General features: G+C 65.9%; 15 protein-coding genes. 11 read left to right on the forward strand and 4 right to left on the reverse strand.

Annotated elements, in window-relative coordinates; all coding sequences use genetic code 11:
* The first annotated feature begins 118 nt into the window (after positions 1-118).
* Both AAFN88_RS16330 and AAFN88_RS16335 read left to right on the forward strand, forming a co-directional pair.
* A complete protein-coding gene (locus AAFN88_RS16330) occupies positions 119-1,447 on the forward strand; it encodes a glutamine synthetase family protein (protein ID WP_347521476.1) in 1,329 nt (442 codons plus the stop codon).
* A gap of 488 nt (positions 1,448-1,935) precedes the next feature.
* Positions 1,936-2,304, forward strand: coding sequence for an HU family DNA-binding protein (locus tag AAFN88_RS16335; protein WP_347521477.1), 369 nt, complete (start codon positions 1,936-1,938; stop codon positions 2,302-2,304).
* 126 nt (positions 2,305-2,430) lie between these two features.
* Here the strand turns inward: AAFN88_RS16335 and AAFN88_RS16340 are convergent, their stop codons facing one another.
* Positions 2,431-3,510, reverse strand: a complete 1,080-nt coding sequence (locus AAFN88_RS16340; RefSeq protein WP_347521478.1) for a 2-dehydropantoate 2-reductase N-terminal domain-containing protein — start codon at positions 3,508-3,510, stop codon at positions 2,431-2,433.
* 185 nt (positions 3,511-3,695) lie between these two features.
* Here AAFN88_RS16340 and AAFN88_RS16345 point away from each other — a divergent pair, with 185 nt between their 5' ends.
* Together AAFN88_RS16345 and AAFN88_RS16350 are read left to right on the forward strand one after the other, a co-directional pair.
* Positions 3,696-5,102, forward strand: coding sequence for a short-chain fatty acyl-CoA regulator family protein (locus AAFN88_RS16345; RefSeq protein ID WP_347521479.1), 1,407 nt, complete (start codon positions 3,696-3,698; stop codon positions 5,100-5,102).
* Positions 5,103-5,203: 101 nt separating this feature from the next.
* Positions 5,204-6,130: a 2-dehydropantoate 2-reductase gene (locus AAFN88_RS16350; protein WP_347521480.1), complete on the forward strand. Its 927-nt coding sequence runs from the start codon at positions 5,204-5,206 to the stop codon at positions 6,128-6,130.
* A gap of 7 nt (positions 6,131-6,137) precedes the next feature.
* Here the strand turns inward: AAFN88_RS16350 and AAFN88_RS16355 are convergent, their stop codons facing one another.
* Both AAFN88_RS16355 and AAFN88_RS16360 read right to left on the reverse strand, forming a co-directional pair.
* Positions 6,138-6,989 carry a DeoR/GlpR family DNA-binding transcription regulator gene (locus AAFN88_RS16355; RefSeq protein WP_347521481.1) on the reverse strand — a complete coding sequence of 284 codons (852 nt, stop codon included), beginning with the start codon at positions 6,987-6,989 and terminating at the stop codon, positions 6,138-6,140.
* Positions 6,990-6,999: 10 nt separating this feature from the next.
* Complete coding sequence (locus tag AAFN88_RS16360; protein WP_347521482.1) at positions 7,000-7,665, reverse strand: hypothetical protein; 666 nt, start codon at positions 7,663-7,665, stop codon at positions 7,000-7,002.
* Between the two features lie 243 nt (positions 7,666-7,908).
* Here AAFN88_RS16360 and AAFN88_RS16365 point away from each other — a divergent pair, with 243 nt between their 5' ends.
* The 7 genes from AAFN88_RS16365 to AAFN88_RS16395 all read left to right on the forward strand — a co-directional run bounded on the left by AAFN88_RS16365 (position 7,909) and on the right by AAFN88_RS16395 (position 14,370).
* A complete protein-coding gene (locus tag AAFN88_RS16365) occupies positions 7,909-9,057 on the forward strand; it encodes a PotD/PotF family extracellular solute-binding protein (protein ID WP_347521483.1) in 1,149 nt (382 codons plus the stop codon).
* A 111-nt stretch (positions 9,058-9,168) separates the two neighbouring features.
* On the forward strand, positions 9,169-10,230 hold the full coding sequence (locus tag AAFN88_RS16370; protein WP_347521484.1) for an ABC transporter ATP-binding protein: 1,062 nt from the start codon (positions 9,169-9,171) through the stop codon (positions 10,228-10,230).
* A 56-nt stretch (positions 10,231-10,286) separates the two neighbouring features.
* Positions 10,287-11,135, forward strand: coding sequence for an ABC transporter permease (locus tag AAFN88_RS16375; protein WP_347521485.1), 849 nt, complete (start codon positions 10,287-10,289; stop codon positions 11,133-11,135).
* Complete coding sequence (locus tag AAFN88_RS16380; protein WP_347521486.1) at positions 11,135-11,944, forward strand: ABC transporter permease; 810 nt, start codon at positions 11,135-11,137, stop codon at positions 11,942-11,944. The genes AAFN88_RS16375 and AAFN88_RS16380 overlap by 1 nt, the downstream gene beginning before the upstream one ends.
* On the forward strand, positions 11,941-12,972 hold the full coding sequence (locus tag AAFN88_RS16385) for a 2-oxoglutarate and iron-dependent oxygenase domain-containing protein (RefSeq protein WP_347521487.1): 1,032 nt from the start codon (positions 11,941-11,943) through the stop codon (positions 12,970-12,972). The genes AAFN88_RS16380 and AAFN88_RS16385 overlap by 4 nt, the downstream gene beginning before the upstream one ends.
* A gap of 16 nt (positions 12,973-12,988) precedes the next feature.
* A complete protein-coding gene (locus tag AAFN88_RS16390; RefSeq protein ID WP_347521488.1) occupies positions 12,989-13,633 on the forward strand; it encodes an isochorismatase family cysteine hydrolase in 645 nt (214 codons plus the stop codon).
* Positions 13,630-14,370 (forward strand): gamma-glutamyl-gamma-aminobutyrate hydrolase family protein, encoded by a 741-nt coding sequence (locus AAFN88_RS16395; protein ID WP_347521489.1) that lies wholly within the window; start codon positions 13,630-13,632, stop codon positions 14,368-14,370. The genes AAFN88_RS16390 and AAFN88_RS16395 overlap by 4 nt, the downstream gene beginning before the upstream one ends.
* A 9-nt stretch (positions 14,371-14,379) precedes the next feature.
* Here AAFN88_RS16395 and AAFN88_RS16400 read toward each other — a convergent pair whose 3' ends face one another.
* Positions 14,380-14,997, reverse strand: a complete 618-nt coding sequence (locus tag AAFN88_RS16400) for a hypothetical protein (RefSeq protein ID WP_347521491.1) — start codon at positions 14,995-14,997, stop codon at positions 14,380-14,382.
* Positions 14,998-15,081 lie beyond the last annotated feature (84 nt).

The raw sequence follows: 15,081 nt of genomic DNA on the forward strand, positions 1-15,081 counted from the left end.
CTTCCGGCGCCGAATGGCTTGCTGCCCAAGAAGGTAGCTTGCACCATTTGGTAACTACAACATAATGTTGGCAAGTACCAACCTATAGACAACGGATAATCCGACGAGGAGGTAGAGAATGGCGGGGGACGAGGTCAAGGAGATGATGGCGGCACTTAAGAAGATGGGCGCGCGCTACGTCCGCTTCGAACTGCCGGATCTGCACGGGACCAGCCGCACCAAGGTTATTCCCGTGAGCAAGGCCGAAGGCTATGCCCGCAAAGGCCTGAACTTCTACGGCGGCACCATCGGCCTCGACACCGCCTCCAACGTGATCGGCGGCAGCGGCGTCCACGAGGAGGTCAGCTACCGCGACCAGACCCTGATCCCCGACCCCACGACCCTGCGGGCCGTGCCCTGGGTGGAGGACACGGCCAAGGTGATCTGCGATGCCTACTGGGCGCCGGGCGAGCCGGTCGGCGGTACGCCGCGCACGGTCCTGGCCGACATGCTGAAGATCGCCGACAAGATGGGCTACAAGGTGATGATGGGTCACGAGTTCGAGTTCTACCTGCTCGACCCCGAGACCAAGGAGCCGCTCTTCCAGGGCGTCCACATCTTCAACGCCACCCGCAACCAGTACGTCCCCTTCCTGGACGTGCTCCTGGACGTGCTGCAGGAAGCGGGCATCGACGTCATCACCCATAACTGCGAATACTCACCCTCGCAGTTCGAGATCAACTTCGGCCCCGGCGTCGGCCTGGAGGGTGCCGACAAGGCCTTCACCTTCAAGAACGCGATCAAGGAGTTGGCTCACCGCAGCGGCTATCTGGCCACCTTCATGTCCAAACCGGCGACCGCCATGGCCGGCTGCGGCTGCCACCTGCACATCAGCCTGCTGGACAAGAAGACGGGCAAGAGCGCCTTCTACACCAAGGGCGCCAAGGAGGGGATGAACCCGCTGATCCGCAGCTTCGCCGCCGGCCTGCTGAGCCACGCCAAGGCCATGCAGCCGCTGATCAACCCGACGCCCAACTGCTATCACCGCCTGAGGCCGCACACCTTCGCGCCCTCCAACATCTCCTGGGGGGTCGAGGACCGCACGGCCATGGTCCGCATGAAGGACGTCGGAGAGGAGAACTGCCACATCGAGATGCGGGCGGCCTCCGGCCTCTCCAACCCCTATCTCTCCATCGCCGCCGTGATCGCCGCCGGCCTGCTGGGCATCCGGAACAAGGACGAACTGCCGAAGCCCTCGGAAGGCCCATCCGAGGACGACCCCCGGCACAAGAAGCTGGCCGGCAGTCTCGAGGAATCGCTGGCCGCCTTGAAGAAAGACAAGGCCATGCAGGAGATGCTGGGCGAGGACTTCGTGAAGCTCTTCACCACCGTGAAGCAGGCCGAACTCGACCGCTTCCGCAGCCACGTCACCGACTGGGAGCGCGACGAGTACCTGGAGCTTTACTGAGCCGCGGCCCGCTCCCTTCGCTCTGCCGCGCGCTTGCGAGCACGGCGCCGGCAGACCGCGGCAGAGCCGGGAGAGCGCTGTTCCCAGCGTAAGAAACCTGCGCCAGAGAGGCCGAAACGACTCCGGCACGGCGGTTCGATTCGTCCCGAAACAGCGCTCCCCGAGCGGATTCCGGCACCCCTGCGGCGGTCATGGCGCCGGGTCATCGAAGCCGCTTGCCGTGGGCCTGCGGCAGGCAAGACGGTCCTTGCCGCACGCAGGGGCAGACTCCCGCCCCTCCGGAATCGTCATTCCACATCAGGTACATAGGCAAGCGCCTGACAGCGGAACCCCTATATACAAAGGACTCTCGAGCCATGAATCGGGGCCCCCGGCCGCATCGGATCGACTCAAGCCCTTGAGCCGGGGAATGAGCCCCCGTTGACCTTTTTGCAGAGCTTGGCGTATCAGGCGGACTCATCGGCACCCCTGAAAAGGAACCCCTCGTCATGGCTAAAAAGCCCGCGAAAAAAGCCGCGAAGAAGTCCGCGGCGAAGAAGCCCGCCGCCAAGAAGGCGGTGAGAGTTACCGCCACCCCGGCCGGCTCCAGCGACCGCGAGAAGCTGGTCGAGGTCATCAAGGCCGGCACCGGCTGCACCAACGCCGCGGCGCGCGATACCGTGACGGCGCTGCTCGGCACGGTCTCCGCCTCGCTGAAGAAGAACAACAAGGTCCAGCTTCCCGGCTTCGGCACCTTCATGGTCACCAAGCGCGCGGCGCGCAAGGGCATCAACCCGCGCACCGGCGAGGCGATCAAGATCAAGGCCTCGAAGTCGGTCCGCTTCAAGCCCGGGCAAGCGCTGAAGGGCTCGCTGTAAGCCGCCCGCCCCTCCAAGGGACGGAGAAGGATTCCCGGCCCCAAGGCCGGATGAAAGAGCGGCCGCGGTGACCTCAAAGGGTCGCCGCGGCCGTTTCAGTTTGCCCGGTGCTGAGCCGGGACAGGCTCAGGCGGAGAGACGCTGATTCTCCGAGAGCCTGGCATCGACCGTCGCGACGACGGCGTCGATGGCGGGATTTTCCATGCCCAGAGACTTGCCGATGAGCCGCACCAGCATGTCGACGCGCTCGATGGCCGGCGCGCCGGCGGCCACCGCGCGGGCGGCCGAAGACGGCTTCAGCAGGTTCTCGGCGGCCTTGGCGTATTTCTCGAAGGGCACCTGGTCGGCCGGGTCGGCGCCCAGGCGCCGGGCGATGGCGTCCACGTGGGCGTAGATCGTCCGCGACAGCTCCAGGTCGCCGTGCACGGCCTCGCGGATCGGGCGCGGCTCGCTGGCGGTGATGCAACGGTAGTTGCCGGTCAGCAGCATCGACCACTTGGCCAGCGGCACGAAGAGCGAGTCGAAGACCCGCAGCTTCACCGGCACGTCGCAAGGGCCGTTGGGGCCGTCCAGACGCACGGCGGCGATGTCCGCCTCGAGTTGCTTCAGCATCGCATTGTGCTTGGGATTGCCGAAGGCCGCGGCCTTGAAGTTGGTCGGCAGACCGACGTGCAGCACGTTGGCCTTCTCCTCCGGCGGGCGGAAGGCCTGCGGGTCCGGGCTGCACAGTGTCATGAGCTCCGGATCGAAGCGGTCCCAGACGCGCGGCGAGGTGAAGCTGCGCTCCAGCTTCGTGGCGTCCAGGCCGGGGATGCGCTTCAGGTAGGCCAGCGGCGGCATGTTCATGATGGAGAGGCAGGGCACGCCCGCCTCGGCGATGCGCACCATGAGGGTCCAGATGGCGTGCACGCCGTACTGCGGTTCCTGCATCGCCAGGCCCACCAGATCGTACTCGGAAGGATCCACCTCCTCCGGCGTCTTGGCGTCCAGGCGCCCCCCTTTGATCCCTGCGGGCAGGTCCGCCGAGCGGATCGCGCGGTGTGCGTCTTCGTCCTTCAGCTTGATGCGGACTTCCGTGCCTTCGGCGTTGATCAGCTCGGCCGTCTGCGAGCGGCAGACGAGGGTCACGTCGTGGCCGGCCATGAGCAGCTTGGTGCCGAGGAGCGAGCCGTAGGAAGCGCCGAGGATGAGGATCTTGTAAGCCATCTGTTCCGTCCCGTTTTTCTGTCGAGGCCCGAGGAAGAGGCCCTGTGGGTTTCCGCCAGGTTCTGCTGAGGAAGGTCAGGCTAGCCGCAGCGGAAAAGGGACGCACGAATTCTCGCGTTTATGTGTTGCTAGTGTTCACAACATCAATCATATTCTGTTAATATGTTAATTCGCGATCTCAACCCATGCGCAAGACCCTGATCGGCCCGCGGCTGCGTCAGTTGCGGCGCGAGCACAAGCAGACCCAGGCGGAAATGGCCAAGGCGCTGGGCGTCAGCGCGGCCTATGTGAACCTGCTGGAAAACAACCAGCGCAGCCTTTCCGTAAAGATGCTGCTGGCGCTGTCGGACGCTTACAACGTCGACTGGCGCGACCTCATCAAGGACGAGTCCTCCACCCTCCTGACCGACCTTCGCAACGCGGTCCAGGATCCGGTCTTCGGCGCCAGCACGCCCGACCTGCAGGAGCTGCGCGCGGCCATCGACCACGCTCCGCGCCTCGTCGGGCATTTCCTGAAGCTCTACAACAGCCACCGTTCGGCCCTGGAAAAGATGATGAGCCTGGGCAGCGAGCGCATGCCCGACAACCTGCTGTCCTCCTCGCCGGAGACCATCATCCACGACTTCTTCCGCGACCATGCCAACTACTTCGGCGAACTGGAGCAGGCAGCCGAGAAACTGCGCGCTGCCGAGCCCTGCAACGCCGACGACGTCTACGCCGTGCTGAAGGCGCGGCTGCGCGACGTCCACGGCATCGGGGTCCGCACCGCCCCTGTCGAGGAGATGAGCCGGGCCCTGCGCATCTATGACGAGACCGCGGCGGTCGTACATCTTTCGGAAGCTCTGGACCACCAGAACCGGGTTTTCCAGATCGCCCACGTACTCTGCCTGGTGGAGTTGCCGGAGCTGCTGGAGACCCTCACCGCCGACAGCGGCATCCGGTCGGAAAGCGGCCTGGCGCGATGTCACGTGGAACTTGCCAACTACTTCGCCGCCGCCTTCCTCATGCCTTACGAGCCCTTCCACGCAGCCGCGGAGCGCAGCAACTACGACGTCGACCGCATCGCGGCGGCCTTCGGCGTCTCCTTCGAGCAGGTCTGCCATCGGCTCACCACCCTGCAGCGCGAAGGCGCCAAGGGCGTGCCCTTCTTCTTCCTGCGCGTCGACAAGGCCGGCAACGTGACCAAGCGGTTCAACGCCACCTCCTTCAACCTGGCGGAATACGGCGGCGCCTGCCCGGTGTGGAACATCCACACCTCCTTCCGCACGCCCGGCGTGATCGTCCCGCAATTCGTCGAGCTGCCCGACGGCGAGCGCTTCTTCACCATCAGCCGGACCACCGACCGCCCGGTCTTCAGCCGCGAGTCCCAAGACCGGCGACTTGCTCTCTCGCTGGGCTGCGAGTTGAAGCACGCCCACCGCCTGGGCTATAGCGCGCCCTTCAATACCCAGGACGACAGCCTTTTCAGCCCCATCGGAATCAACTGCCACCTCTGCCCGCGCCAGGCTTGCTCCCAGCGCGCGCACCAGCCGCTGTTCACCGAGTTGCCCATCGACACCAAGCGCCGCGGCAACACCCGCTACGAGAGCTGACAGCCCTCCCTTGCGGCGGGCCTCGCCCCGCCTGGCCCTTCTCGCGCCCTCCCCCTCTCGTGTATGACTGAAGGCAGCAACCGAAAGGAAGGAACATCACTTTGCGTATTGCGATAGTGGGCTGCGGGGCCATGGGCTCGGTCTATGCCGCCCTGCTGGCCCACGCCGGCAACGAGGTGCTGGCCATCGACCGCTGGGAAGACCACGTGCAGGCGATGAACGCCCGAGGCCTTCACGTCGAGGGGGCCAGCGGCGACCGCACCGTCAAGGTCGCGGCGTCCACCACGGCGTCGCCCGAGGCAGCCGAAATGCCGGTCGACATGATCGTCGTCGCCGTGAAGGCGGCCGATGCCGCCGCGGCGGCGCAGGCGGCCAGCCCGCTGCTCGGCCCGGAGACGCTGGTGGTCACCATCCAGAACGGCCTGGGCAGCGCCGAGGGTGTGGCTACAGCGCTCGGCGCCGAGCGCCTGATGGTCGGCATCGCCGGCGGCTTCGGCGCCTCCTTCCGCGGCCCGGGCCACGTCCACCATAACGGCATGAAGACCATCCGCATGGGCGCCTACGCCGGCCTGCCCTTCGACCGCGTCGAGCAGGCAGTGCAGGTCTGGCGCGACGCCGGCTTCTCGGCGGAGGCCGCGCGCGACATCGCGGTGATGCAGTGGGAGAAGCTGATCTGCAACGTCGCCTACAGCGCGCCCTGTACCCTGACGGGGCTGACCATCGGCCAGGCCATGGAGGACCCGGACATCGGCCCGATCAGCCGCGCCGCCGCGACGGAGGCCTGGGAGGTGGCACGCGCCGCCGGGGTCGCGCTCACCGTCGAGGATCCCGTCGCCCACGTGCGGACCTTCGGCGCCGCCATTCCCAACGCCAAGCCCTCCCTGCTGCTGGACTTCGAGGCCGGACGGCGCGGCGAGATCGACTTCATCAACGGCGCCATCCCGCGCGAGGCGGCGAGGCTCGGCCGCCAGGCGCCGGTCAACGCCACCCTGGTCGGACTGGTGAGGTTCAAGGAGCGCGGGTTTTAGGAGACGCCTAAGCCACCACCGTGGTGACGCCGGCAGCGGCCGCCGCCTCGGCGAGCTTGGCCGGCAGGGGCCTGTCGACCACCAGGTCGGTGAGCTCGCCGAGCGGCATCACGACCTCCAGGAGGCGGATGTTGAACTTGGTGTGGTCCATCATGAAGATGCGCCGCTCGGCGCGGCGGAACATGGTGCGCTTGATCCAACAGGCCTGGGAGTCGACGTCGGTGATCCCGCTCTCGGTAAGGCCGCCGGCCGACGTGAAGGCGACGTTGGCATGGAATCGCTGCAGGTACTCACAGGTGTCCTGACCGTAGACGCCCTTTTCGTGCGCCGAATAGGCGCCCGGGCAGAGGATCACCTTCACCCGGTCGGAGACCCCGGCCGCCTCGGCGATGTCCAGGCCGTTGGTGATCACCGTCGCCTCGATGCGCTCGGCGGCGATCTTCTCGGCGAGATGATGGGCGGTGGCGCCGGAGTCGATCATTACCACGTCGCCCGGCGCGATGGCCTGAATGGCCACGGTGGCGATGCGCTGGCGCTCGGCGACCATGGCCGCGGTGCGCTCGCCGATCGAGGGTTCGCGTCCCATGGGCGCGGCGGCGCCGCCATAGGTACGCTCCACCAGGCCGCGCGACGACAGATCGTCGATGTCGCGACGCACCGTCTCTGTCGAGACCTTGAAGGCCTCGGCCAAGTGCGAGATGCGGACGATAGGATTGGATTTAAGTTCCGCGATGATACGGCGATGACGCTCGTCCCGATCGAGCCGCCCGCCGCTCTTCACCGGCTTGAGTTCCGCCTTATGGGCGCCCCGGTCTGCGGCGCCGGCGCTCTTGCTTCCGGATTTCCCCGATACGGCCATGCAGGCTCCGTCACGCCGCCGATCTCATGACGGCGGCCGCCAGGATGTCCTCCAACTGAGACCCCAACGCCCCCTTGCGCGGGCTGAAGGAGCCGTCGAAGGCGGCGGAACCGATGGTGAAGGCATCGGCCCCCGCCTCCGCCAAAGCCCGGATGCGATCCGGCGAATCGACGCTGCCAGCCACCACCAGGGTCCCCTTGGTGGCGCGGCGTGCGGCGCGCACCAACTCCAAAGGATCGGCCTCGGTGGCGCGATAGGCCAGCAGGTCGACGCCGGCGCAGCCCATGGCCTCGAAGCGGCGGCAATCCTCTTCCACATCGCCGGGCCTGCCGCCCAACGCCGTCGGATGACCGGCCGGCCGGCCGGGGAACGGCAGGTAGTCGATACCGCTGCCGTCCAGAATTTCGAGGATTTCGGCCGCCTCGGTGCCGCCCATAACCCAGTCGACGCCGATTCTGCGCGCCGCGCGGGCGGACTCCAGGCAGGCCTCCTTGGTCGCGGACACCACCTCCAGGTAGCTGGCCGCGCCGGCATCCTTGATGCGGCGGTTCAGCTCCACCAGAGTATCGAAGTCCACGCCGATATCCTTGAACCCCATATGCTTCACACCCGCCCGCGCCACGGTCTCGAAGACCTCGAGACAATCTTCGACCGTCTGGTCTGCGCGCGTAAACATGAAAATGAAATCAATTGAGGTTCGCGTCATGAAGGACCGTTCTCCACATCGAAACTGCGGTCCGCCGCGCCGGAGCCCGCTCGACGACAAGGGAGCGGCGGATGCCTTGCATCGGTTATGCCCCAAGTTCGTGGCGAGTACAACAAATCATGTTGGAATTACCAAATTTCGCGTGGTACTTTCATCATCAACGAAGAGACAGGGATAAACAGGGCACACCAAACAAACTCGGGAGGCGTGATCATGCAGTTCGACCGTCGCAGTCTTTTGAAGTATTCCGCCGCCGCCGGCGCCGTCGGCTTGGCAGGGGGGCTGGCCGGCCCCTCCGTGAACAAGGCCTTCGCCGCGCGTGAGAAGGAAATGAACATCCTCTGCTGGGAAGGATACAACTCGGCAGACGTTCTCGATCCCTTCCGCAACGACAAGAGCGCCACGATCAAGGCGGAGTCGCTCACCAACGATCCGACCATGATCAATCGCCTGCGCGCGGGCGAGACCAATGTCTGGGACCTGATCAACGTCAACAATCCCTGGGCGCGCAAGGTCATGGCCCCGGAAGGGCTGATCAAGCCGCTCGACCGGGCCCGCTTCGAGCCTTACTTCGAGACCATGCTGCCGGGCTTCAAGCCGCCTTATAAGTGGTCCATGAGCGAGGACGGCAAGGATCTCCTGGGCATGGCCCAGCGCTTCGGCCCCTACAGCTTCGTCGTCAACACCGACAAGATCAGCCGCAAGACCGCCGAAGACCAGGGTTGGGACCTGTGGAACGACCCAGCCAATGCGGGCAGGTACGGTGTCCTGGAATCCGACGACTGGAACGTCTTCGACATCTTCCTGATCGCCGGCATCGATCCTTTCCGCGAGCACACGGATGACGAATTCGCCAAGTTCGACGCGGCCGCGAAGACGGTCTTCAAGGGCGCCAAGGTGGTCGGCGACATCGCCACCATGAACCAGGCGCTGGTCTCGGGGGAAATCGACTTCCACCTGACGGGCGGCACCTACTCCGCCTCGCCGGCGCGTTTCGACGGCTATCCGAACATCCGCGGCATCACCCCGCTGAAGAGCGCCATCCCCGGCAAGGGCGGCGTCGCCTGGATCGAAATCACCTCGACGGTGAACAACCGGCAGCTCTCGCCGCTGGCGGTCGATTTCCTGGAATACGTCCAGGATCCCAAGGTCGCGCACACTGTCGCCTTCGCCGAAGGCACCTTCAATCCGGTGACCCAAATGGGCAACCCCAAGTGCTTCGAGCTGTTCAGCAAGGACGAGCTCGATGCCATCCAGTGGGACGGGCTGGAAGAAGAGATGGCGCGGTCCGCGGAGTACGATATCGTACCCGACTACGACCGGGCGCTGGATCTGATGACCGCCGCCAAGCGCGAGGCCTGAGGAGAGCGCAGAGTTAAGGAAATGTCCGCGGTCCCGGGGGAACGCCATCGCCCGGGGCCGCGGCGCCAGCTTGTTGTTGAAACGTCTCCGTCTGCGAAAGTGTAGAATTCCGTGGCCGAACCCATTCTTCGACTCTCCGGGCTGACCAAGCGCTTCGGCGGTTTCTCAGCGGTCGACGCAATCGACCTCGACGTCGACGAGGGCGAGTTCTTCACCATCGTCGGCCCTTCCGGCTCCGGCAAGTCGACGCTGGTGCGTATGCTGGCCGGCCTGGAAGAGCCGAGCGGCGGCGATATCCTGCTGCGCGGCCAGCGCATCAACGAAACCCCGGCCAACCGGCGGCCGACCTGTATGGTGTTCCAGTCGCTGGCCCTCTTTCCGCACCGCACGGTCGGACAGAACATCGAATTCCCCCTGAAGATGCGCGGCGTCGCGCCCGGGGCCCGTCGGCAACGCGCCCTGGAATTGCTGCGCCTGCTGCGCCTGCCGGAAGCCTATTACGGCAAGAACGTCACCCAATGCTCCGGCGGTGAACGTCAACGCGTGGCACTGGCCCGCGCCTTCGCCTACGATCCGGAGATCCTGTTCTTTGACGAGCCGCTGTCGGCCATCGACTACAAGCTTCGCAAGACGCTCGAAAAAGAACTGAAGGACATCCACAAGGAGACCGGCAAGACTTTCATGTACATCACCCACAGCCTGGAAGAGGCCATGGTGATGTCGGACCGTATCGGCGTCATGCGCGCCGGCAAGCTGGTCCAGGTCGGCACGCCGGAGGAGATCTATACCCGCCCGCGCGACAAGTTCGTCTCGGAGTTCATGGGCGAGGTGAACGTGATCGACGTGCGCCGCGGCGTCAACGGGCGGGCCAGCGGCGTCGGTATCGCCGGCGAGTTCCTGCTGCCGGAGGCGCCCGAGGGCTTCGAGAGCGGTCACCTGGTGGTGCGGCCCGAGTTCCTGCGTTTCGTCGACACGCCCGGCGACGCCGACAACCACCTGCGCGGCCGCCTCTACAACGAATACGCCCTGGGCTCGCGCATCCAGTACCAAGTCCGTGTCGGCGAAAGAGTCTTTATCGTCGAGCGCTTGCGCCAGCAGGCCTTCTCCGGCGCCTTGGATCAGGACGTTCTGATCGGCTGGGACGCCAAAGATTCGATCCTGGTGGCCGATTGATGGCGGCGATCGCAACAGCGGCGGCGGACAGCCGTTCGGCGCCCATCAGACGGTGGATGCGGCTGTCCCGCGGCGCCCGCTACGCCCTGCCCGTCGTGGCGCTGCTCGCCATCGGCTTCCTGGCGCCGCTCCTCGCCGTGATTGCCTTCAGCTTCGCCGAGCCGCGCAGCTTCGACGTCTTCGGCACGCCGACCCTGGAAAACTACGAGACCATCTTCGACCCGGCGAACACGGTCTATCTCTCCTTCATCTGGTCTCTGGTCTTCGCCGCCATCTCGGTGGTGGTGCTGGCGGCGGTCTGTTATCCGGTCGCCTACGGCCTCGCCCATGTCTTCGGGCGCTGGGCCAACGCCATTACCCTGCTGCTGGTCTTCCCGCTGTTCATCTCGGAGAACATCCGCCTCTTCGGCTGGGTGCTGTTCTTCATCAAGAACGGGGTCCTGGACGGCACCCTGAAGAGCATCTTCGGCTTGGAGCTGGAGTCCGTCCTCTTCACGCCGCCGATCATCGTCTTCGGCATGGTCTACGTCTACCTCCCCTTCATGCTGTTCCCCATGGTGCTGGGACTTTCCATGGTGCCGCGCGAAGTGGTGGAAGCGGCGGGCGACCTGGGCGCCTCGCGCCTGCAGATCTTCCGCGAGGTCGAACTGCCGCTGGCCATGCCAGGCATCATCATCGGCGGCCTGCTGACCTTCGTTCTGGCAGTGGGCGCGGTCGCCGAGTCCAAGGTGCTGGGCGGGCAATCGGTGATCGTCATCACCCATGACATCGAGATCGCCTTCACCTATTCGCAAAACTGGCCGCTGGGCGCGGCGCTGTCCGTGCTGTTGATGCTGGTGGTCGGCATCCTGGTGCTGATGGTGCTGCGCTATCTCGACCTCGACCGCATTCTGGGGAGACGGTGATGAACGCGCCGGGACGACCGCGAAGCAGTGCCTGGATCGCCGTCTGGACGGCGGCCCTCATCGTCTTCCTCTACCTGCCAGTCGTCTGCGGCGTCCTCGCCTCTCTGTCGCAGTCGCGCTACTTCGGCTTCCCCATCAATCGCTGGTCGACGCGGTGGTGGGAACGCACGCTGGACTCCATCGAGATCGGCATCCTCATCCAGACCTCCGTCTTGATCGCCCTCATGGTGACCGTCATCTCCGTGGTGCTGGCCTTCGCCGGGGCGCTGGCCTTCGCCCGCTACGACTGGGCCGGCCGCAAGCTGTATCAGCGCATCGTTCTGCTGCCGATCTTCTTTCCTCAGGCGGTGCTGGGCTTGGCCTTGCTGCTGTGGTTCAACACCCTGGGCCTGCCGCTTTCGTGGAAGACGGCGGTCCTCGCCCACCTGGTGTGGATCGTGCCGATCGTCACCCTGATCATCTCCATTCAGGTCTACAGCTTCGATCCGGCGCTGGAGGAAGCCGCGATGGATCTCGGCGCCTCGCGCTGGCAGGTCCTGCGCGAAGTGACCCTGCCGGTTCTCTGGCCCGGCATATTTTCCGGCGCTCTCTTCGCCTTCCTGCTGTCCTGGGGCAACTTTCCCCTCTCGCTCTATACCACCGGGGCCGACTCGACGGTGCCCGAATATCTCTACGCCAAGATGGTGGCGGGCTACACGCCCGGCGTCCCGACCCTGGGCGCGATGACGACCGGCGGTGCCGCGGTCATCATGATCGTCGGCTACCTTTCCTGGGTCCTGATGCGGCGTGCGCAAGGAGCAAGATCATGAGCGACAGCGTCGAAGTGGACGAAAGCCTGCGCGGCCGGCGCATCGCGCTGGAGGAAATCCCGCTGATCGACTTCGGCCCCTTCCTGACCGGCGGCCTGGCCGCGCGCAAGGAAGTAGCCGACAGGATCGGCCACGCCTGCCGCAACATCGGCTTCTTCTACCTGACCAACCACGGCATCTCCGAAGCCCAACTGACCCGCACCTTCGCCGAGGCCAAGCGCTTCTTCGACCAGCCGATGGAACGGAAGCTGGAGATCGACATCGAGAAATCGCCCTGCCACCGCGGTTACTTCAAGGTCGGCGGCGAGAACCTGGACCCGGCGAAACAGAAGGAGGGCGGCGACCTGAAGGAAGGCGTCAAGATCGGCCGCGACCTGGCGGCCGATCACCCGCTGGTGCTGGCGGGCACGCCGCTGCACGGCGCCAACCTCTGGCCGCGGGACCTGCCTGGCTGGCAGGGATCCATGCAATCCTATTTCGACGCCCTGGTGGGGCTCGGCAAGCAGATCATGCACGCTTTCGCCCTGTCGCTGGACCTGGACGAGTGCTACTTCGACCGCCTGCTGACCGACCCCATGGCGACGCTGGGGCCCCTGCACTACCCGCCGCAGCAGGGCAGCATTACCGAAAAGCAGATCGGCGCCGGAGCCCACACCGACTTCGGCTGCCTGACCATCCTGGCGCAGGACATGAACGGCGGCCTGCAGGTGAAGAACGCCGCGGGCGCCTGGATCGACGCGACGCCGGTGCCAGGCGCCTTCGTCATCAACATCGGCGACATGATGGCGCGCTGGACCAACAACCTCTTCGCCTCCACCCTGCACCGGGTGATCAACACCTCGGGGGCCGAGCGCTACTCCATTCCCTTCTTCTTCGACCCCAACTTCTCCGCCGAGGTGGCGGCCTTGCCGACCTGCACCGGGCCGGACAGTCCGCCCAAGTTCCCACCGACCACCGGCGGCCAGCATCTGCTGGACATGATCAACGCCACCTTCGATTATCATCGGGAAAAAGCCGGTAAGAACTGAGAAAGAGCTGATCTCGATGGGTTACGACTTCTCCCTCTCGGCCGGGCGCGCGGCCCTTCTGGTGGTCGACCTGCAGCGCGGCTTCTGCGACCGGGCAGTCAGCGAGGCGCTGGGCTTCGCCAGCAGCGACCACTTCTGGTACCGGGTCGACGACCTGGTGCTGCCCAATGCCGGCAAGCTGATCAAGGCGGCGCGCGCGGCGGGCGTCGAGGTCATCTACACGGTGATCGAGGCCCTGACAGAGGACGGCCGCGACCGCAGCCTGGATCACAAGCGCTCCGACTTCCTCATCCCCAAGGGCTCGCCCGGCGGCGAGGTCATGCCGCAGATCGCGCCGCAGGGCGACGAGATGGTGATCCCCAAGTCGGCCTCCGGCATCTTCAACGCCACCAACATCGAGTACATCCTGCGCAACCTGGGTGTCGAGCGGCTCTGCATCTTCGGCGTCTACAGCCACCAGTGCGTCGAGAGCGCCGTGCGCGACGCCTCGGACCGCGGCTTCCTGGTGACCCTGGTGCCCGACGCCTGCGCCGCCAAGACCGAGGGACAGGAAGCGGCGACCGCCGAAGGCATGAAGGCCTACGCCCGGGTTGCCACGACGGTGGAGGTGCTGAAGGAACTCGGCGCGGCAGGGGCTTCAGGCGGGGCGTCGGCGGCATGAAGCGCCCCCTCGTCGGCGTCACCGCCGACTACCGGACCTACGGCAACGCGCCCTACCACGTCGTGGGAGACAAGTACCTGCGCGCGGTCTGGGAGGTCTCGGGCTGCACGCCGATCATCATCCCGGCCATGGCGGAAAGCCAGGAAGCGGCGGAGCTACTGGACTCCCTGGACGGCCTGCTGTTCACCGGCAGCCCCTCCAACGTCCACCCGACGCGCTACGGCCATACGCCGAGCGAGCGCTACGAGCCGCACGACGAGGCGCGCGACGCCATGACCTTCCAACTCATCGAGGCGGCGCTGGAAAAGGGCCTGCCCTCCCTCTTCGTCTGCCGCGGCTTTCAGGAACTCAACGCCGCCCTGGGCGGCACCCTCTTTCCCAAGCTGCAGGAGGTCCCGGGCCGCCTGGACCATCGCCAGCCCAAGGACGACGACCCGGACGTGCGCTATGGCCTGCGCCACTCCATGAGCTTCACCCCCGGCGGCCGCTTCGCCGAGATCGCCGGCGCGACGGAGATCCAGGTGAATTCGCTGCACGGTCAGGGCATTGACCAGGTCGCGCCCGGCATCGAGGTCGAGGGCCTCGCCCCCGACGGCACGCCGGAGGCGGTGACCGTAAAGGGCGCCAAGCGCTTCGCCCTCGGCGTCCAGTGGCACCCCGAGTACAAGGCCGCAGAGAACGACTTCTCCACCCGCCTCTTTCGCGCCTTCTCCGACGCGGTGCGCGGCAAAGGCTGACTGCCCTCCTCAGCCGAAGGTCCGTTCGCAGAAGGCCTTGCGCCGCTCGAAGCGGTCGCGCGGCACGTTCGGCCAGTTGTCGGGATTGCAGAGCTGCTGGGAGAAGGCCCTGGTGTCGTTCCTGGCGACGTGGACCTGCAGGAACCTGCGTGAGGCGGGCGTGTAATCGCCCCGAAAGCGCAGGTCCACCAGTATCTCCCTGATGCCTTCGTGCAAGCCGTCCCAGTCGGTCGCCCCGTAAACGCGCGTCACGTCGGCCTTGGTGGCGAGACGCCGGGTGTCGCTCACCTTCCTGGCGTATTCGACCTCGAACAGCCCGAGTTGCTGTTCCGGCGTGATCTCGAAGTCTTCCAGGTCGTTTTCCTCGATGAACTCCTCGGCCCGGTCACCCTGCAGGCCGGCGGCCTGGGAGATGAGCGCGGCCTTGGCCGGCTCGACGCCGGCGGCAAGCAAGTCGTCGCGGATATCCGCCTTGCTGCGCAGCTTCATGTCGTAGCCGCGTCCGATGGTGAGGCCCGAGGAAGAGTTGGGTACATGGAAGTGGCGGCTGTGGAAACGCCCGCCCTCCTGGCCCTCGGCGTCGAAGGTCAGGCGGCCCGCCGCTGGAGAAGGGATCGTATCGTTCACAGGACGCCTCCCTTTTGTTATCGCCGTTGTCTGGGGGAACACTACTGCGGCCCAACGCCTTCGCGGGACAGCAATTCGGGGCTA

The sequence above is a fragment of the Pelagibius sp. CAU 1746 genome, assembly GCF_039839785.1.
GTDB lineage: Bacteria > Pseudomonadota > Alphaproteobacteria > Kiloniellales > Kiloniellaceae > Pelagibius.

Excerpts from the sequence above, each read along its gene's own strand:
- AAFN88_RS16330 (WP_347521476.1), top strand. The coding sequence starts at position 119 with ATGGCGGGGGACGAGGTCAAGGAGATGATGGCGGCACTTAAGAAGATG.
- AAFN88_RS16335 (WP_347521477.1), top strand. The coding sequence starts at position 1,936 with ATGGCTAAAAAGCCCGCGAAAAAAGCCGCGAAGAAGTCCGCGGCGAAG.
- AAFN88_RS16340 (WP_347521478.1), bottom strand. The coding sequence starts at position 3,510 with ATGGCTTACAAGATCCTCATCCTCGGCGCTTCCTACGGCTCGCTCCTC.
- AAFN88_RS16345 (WP_347521479.1), top strand. The coding sequence starts at position 3,696 with ATGCGCAAGACCCTGATCGGCCCGCGGCTGCGTCAGTTGCGGCGCGAG.
- AAFN88_RS16355 (WP_347521481.1), bottom strand. The coding sequence starts at position 6,989 with ATGGCCGTATCGGGGAAATCCGGAAGCAAGAGCGCCGGCGCCGCAGAC.
- AAFN88_RS16360 (WP_347521482.1), bottom strand. The coding sequence starts at position 7,665 with ATGTTTACGCGCGCAGACCAGACGGTCGAAGATTGTCTCGAGGTCTTC.
- AAFN88_RS16365 (WP_347521483.1), top strand. The coding sequence starts at position 7,909 with ATGCAGTTCGACCGTCGCAGTCTTTTGAAGTATTCCGCCGCCGCCGGC.
- AAFN88_RS16375 (WP_347521485.1), top strand. The coding sequence starts at position 10,287 with ATGCGGCTGTCCCGCGGCGCCCGCTACGCCCTGCCCGTCGTGGCGCTG.
- AAFN88_RS16380 (WP_347521486.1), top strand. The coding sequence starts at position 11,135 with ATGAACGCGCCGGGACGACCGCGAAGCAGTGCCTGGATCGCCGTCTGG.
- AAFN88_RS16385 (WP_347521487.1), top strand. The coding sequence starts at position 11,941 with ATGAGCGACAGCGTCGAAGTGGACGAAAGCCTGCGCGGCCGGCGCATC.
- AAFN88_RS16390 (WP_347521488.1), top strand. The coding sequence starts at position 12,989 with ATGGGTTACGACTTCTCCCTCTCGGCCGGGCGCGCGGCCCTTCTGGTG.
- AAFN88_RS16395 (WP_347521489.1), top strand. The coding sequence starts at position 13,630 with ATGAAGCGCCCCCTCGTCGGCGTCACCGCCGACTACCGGACCTACGGC.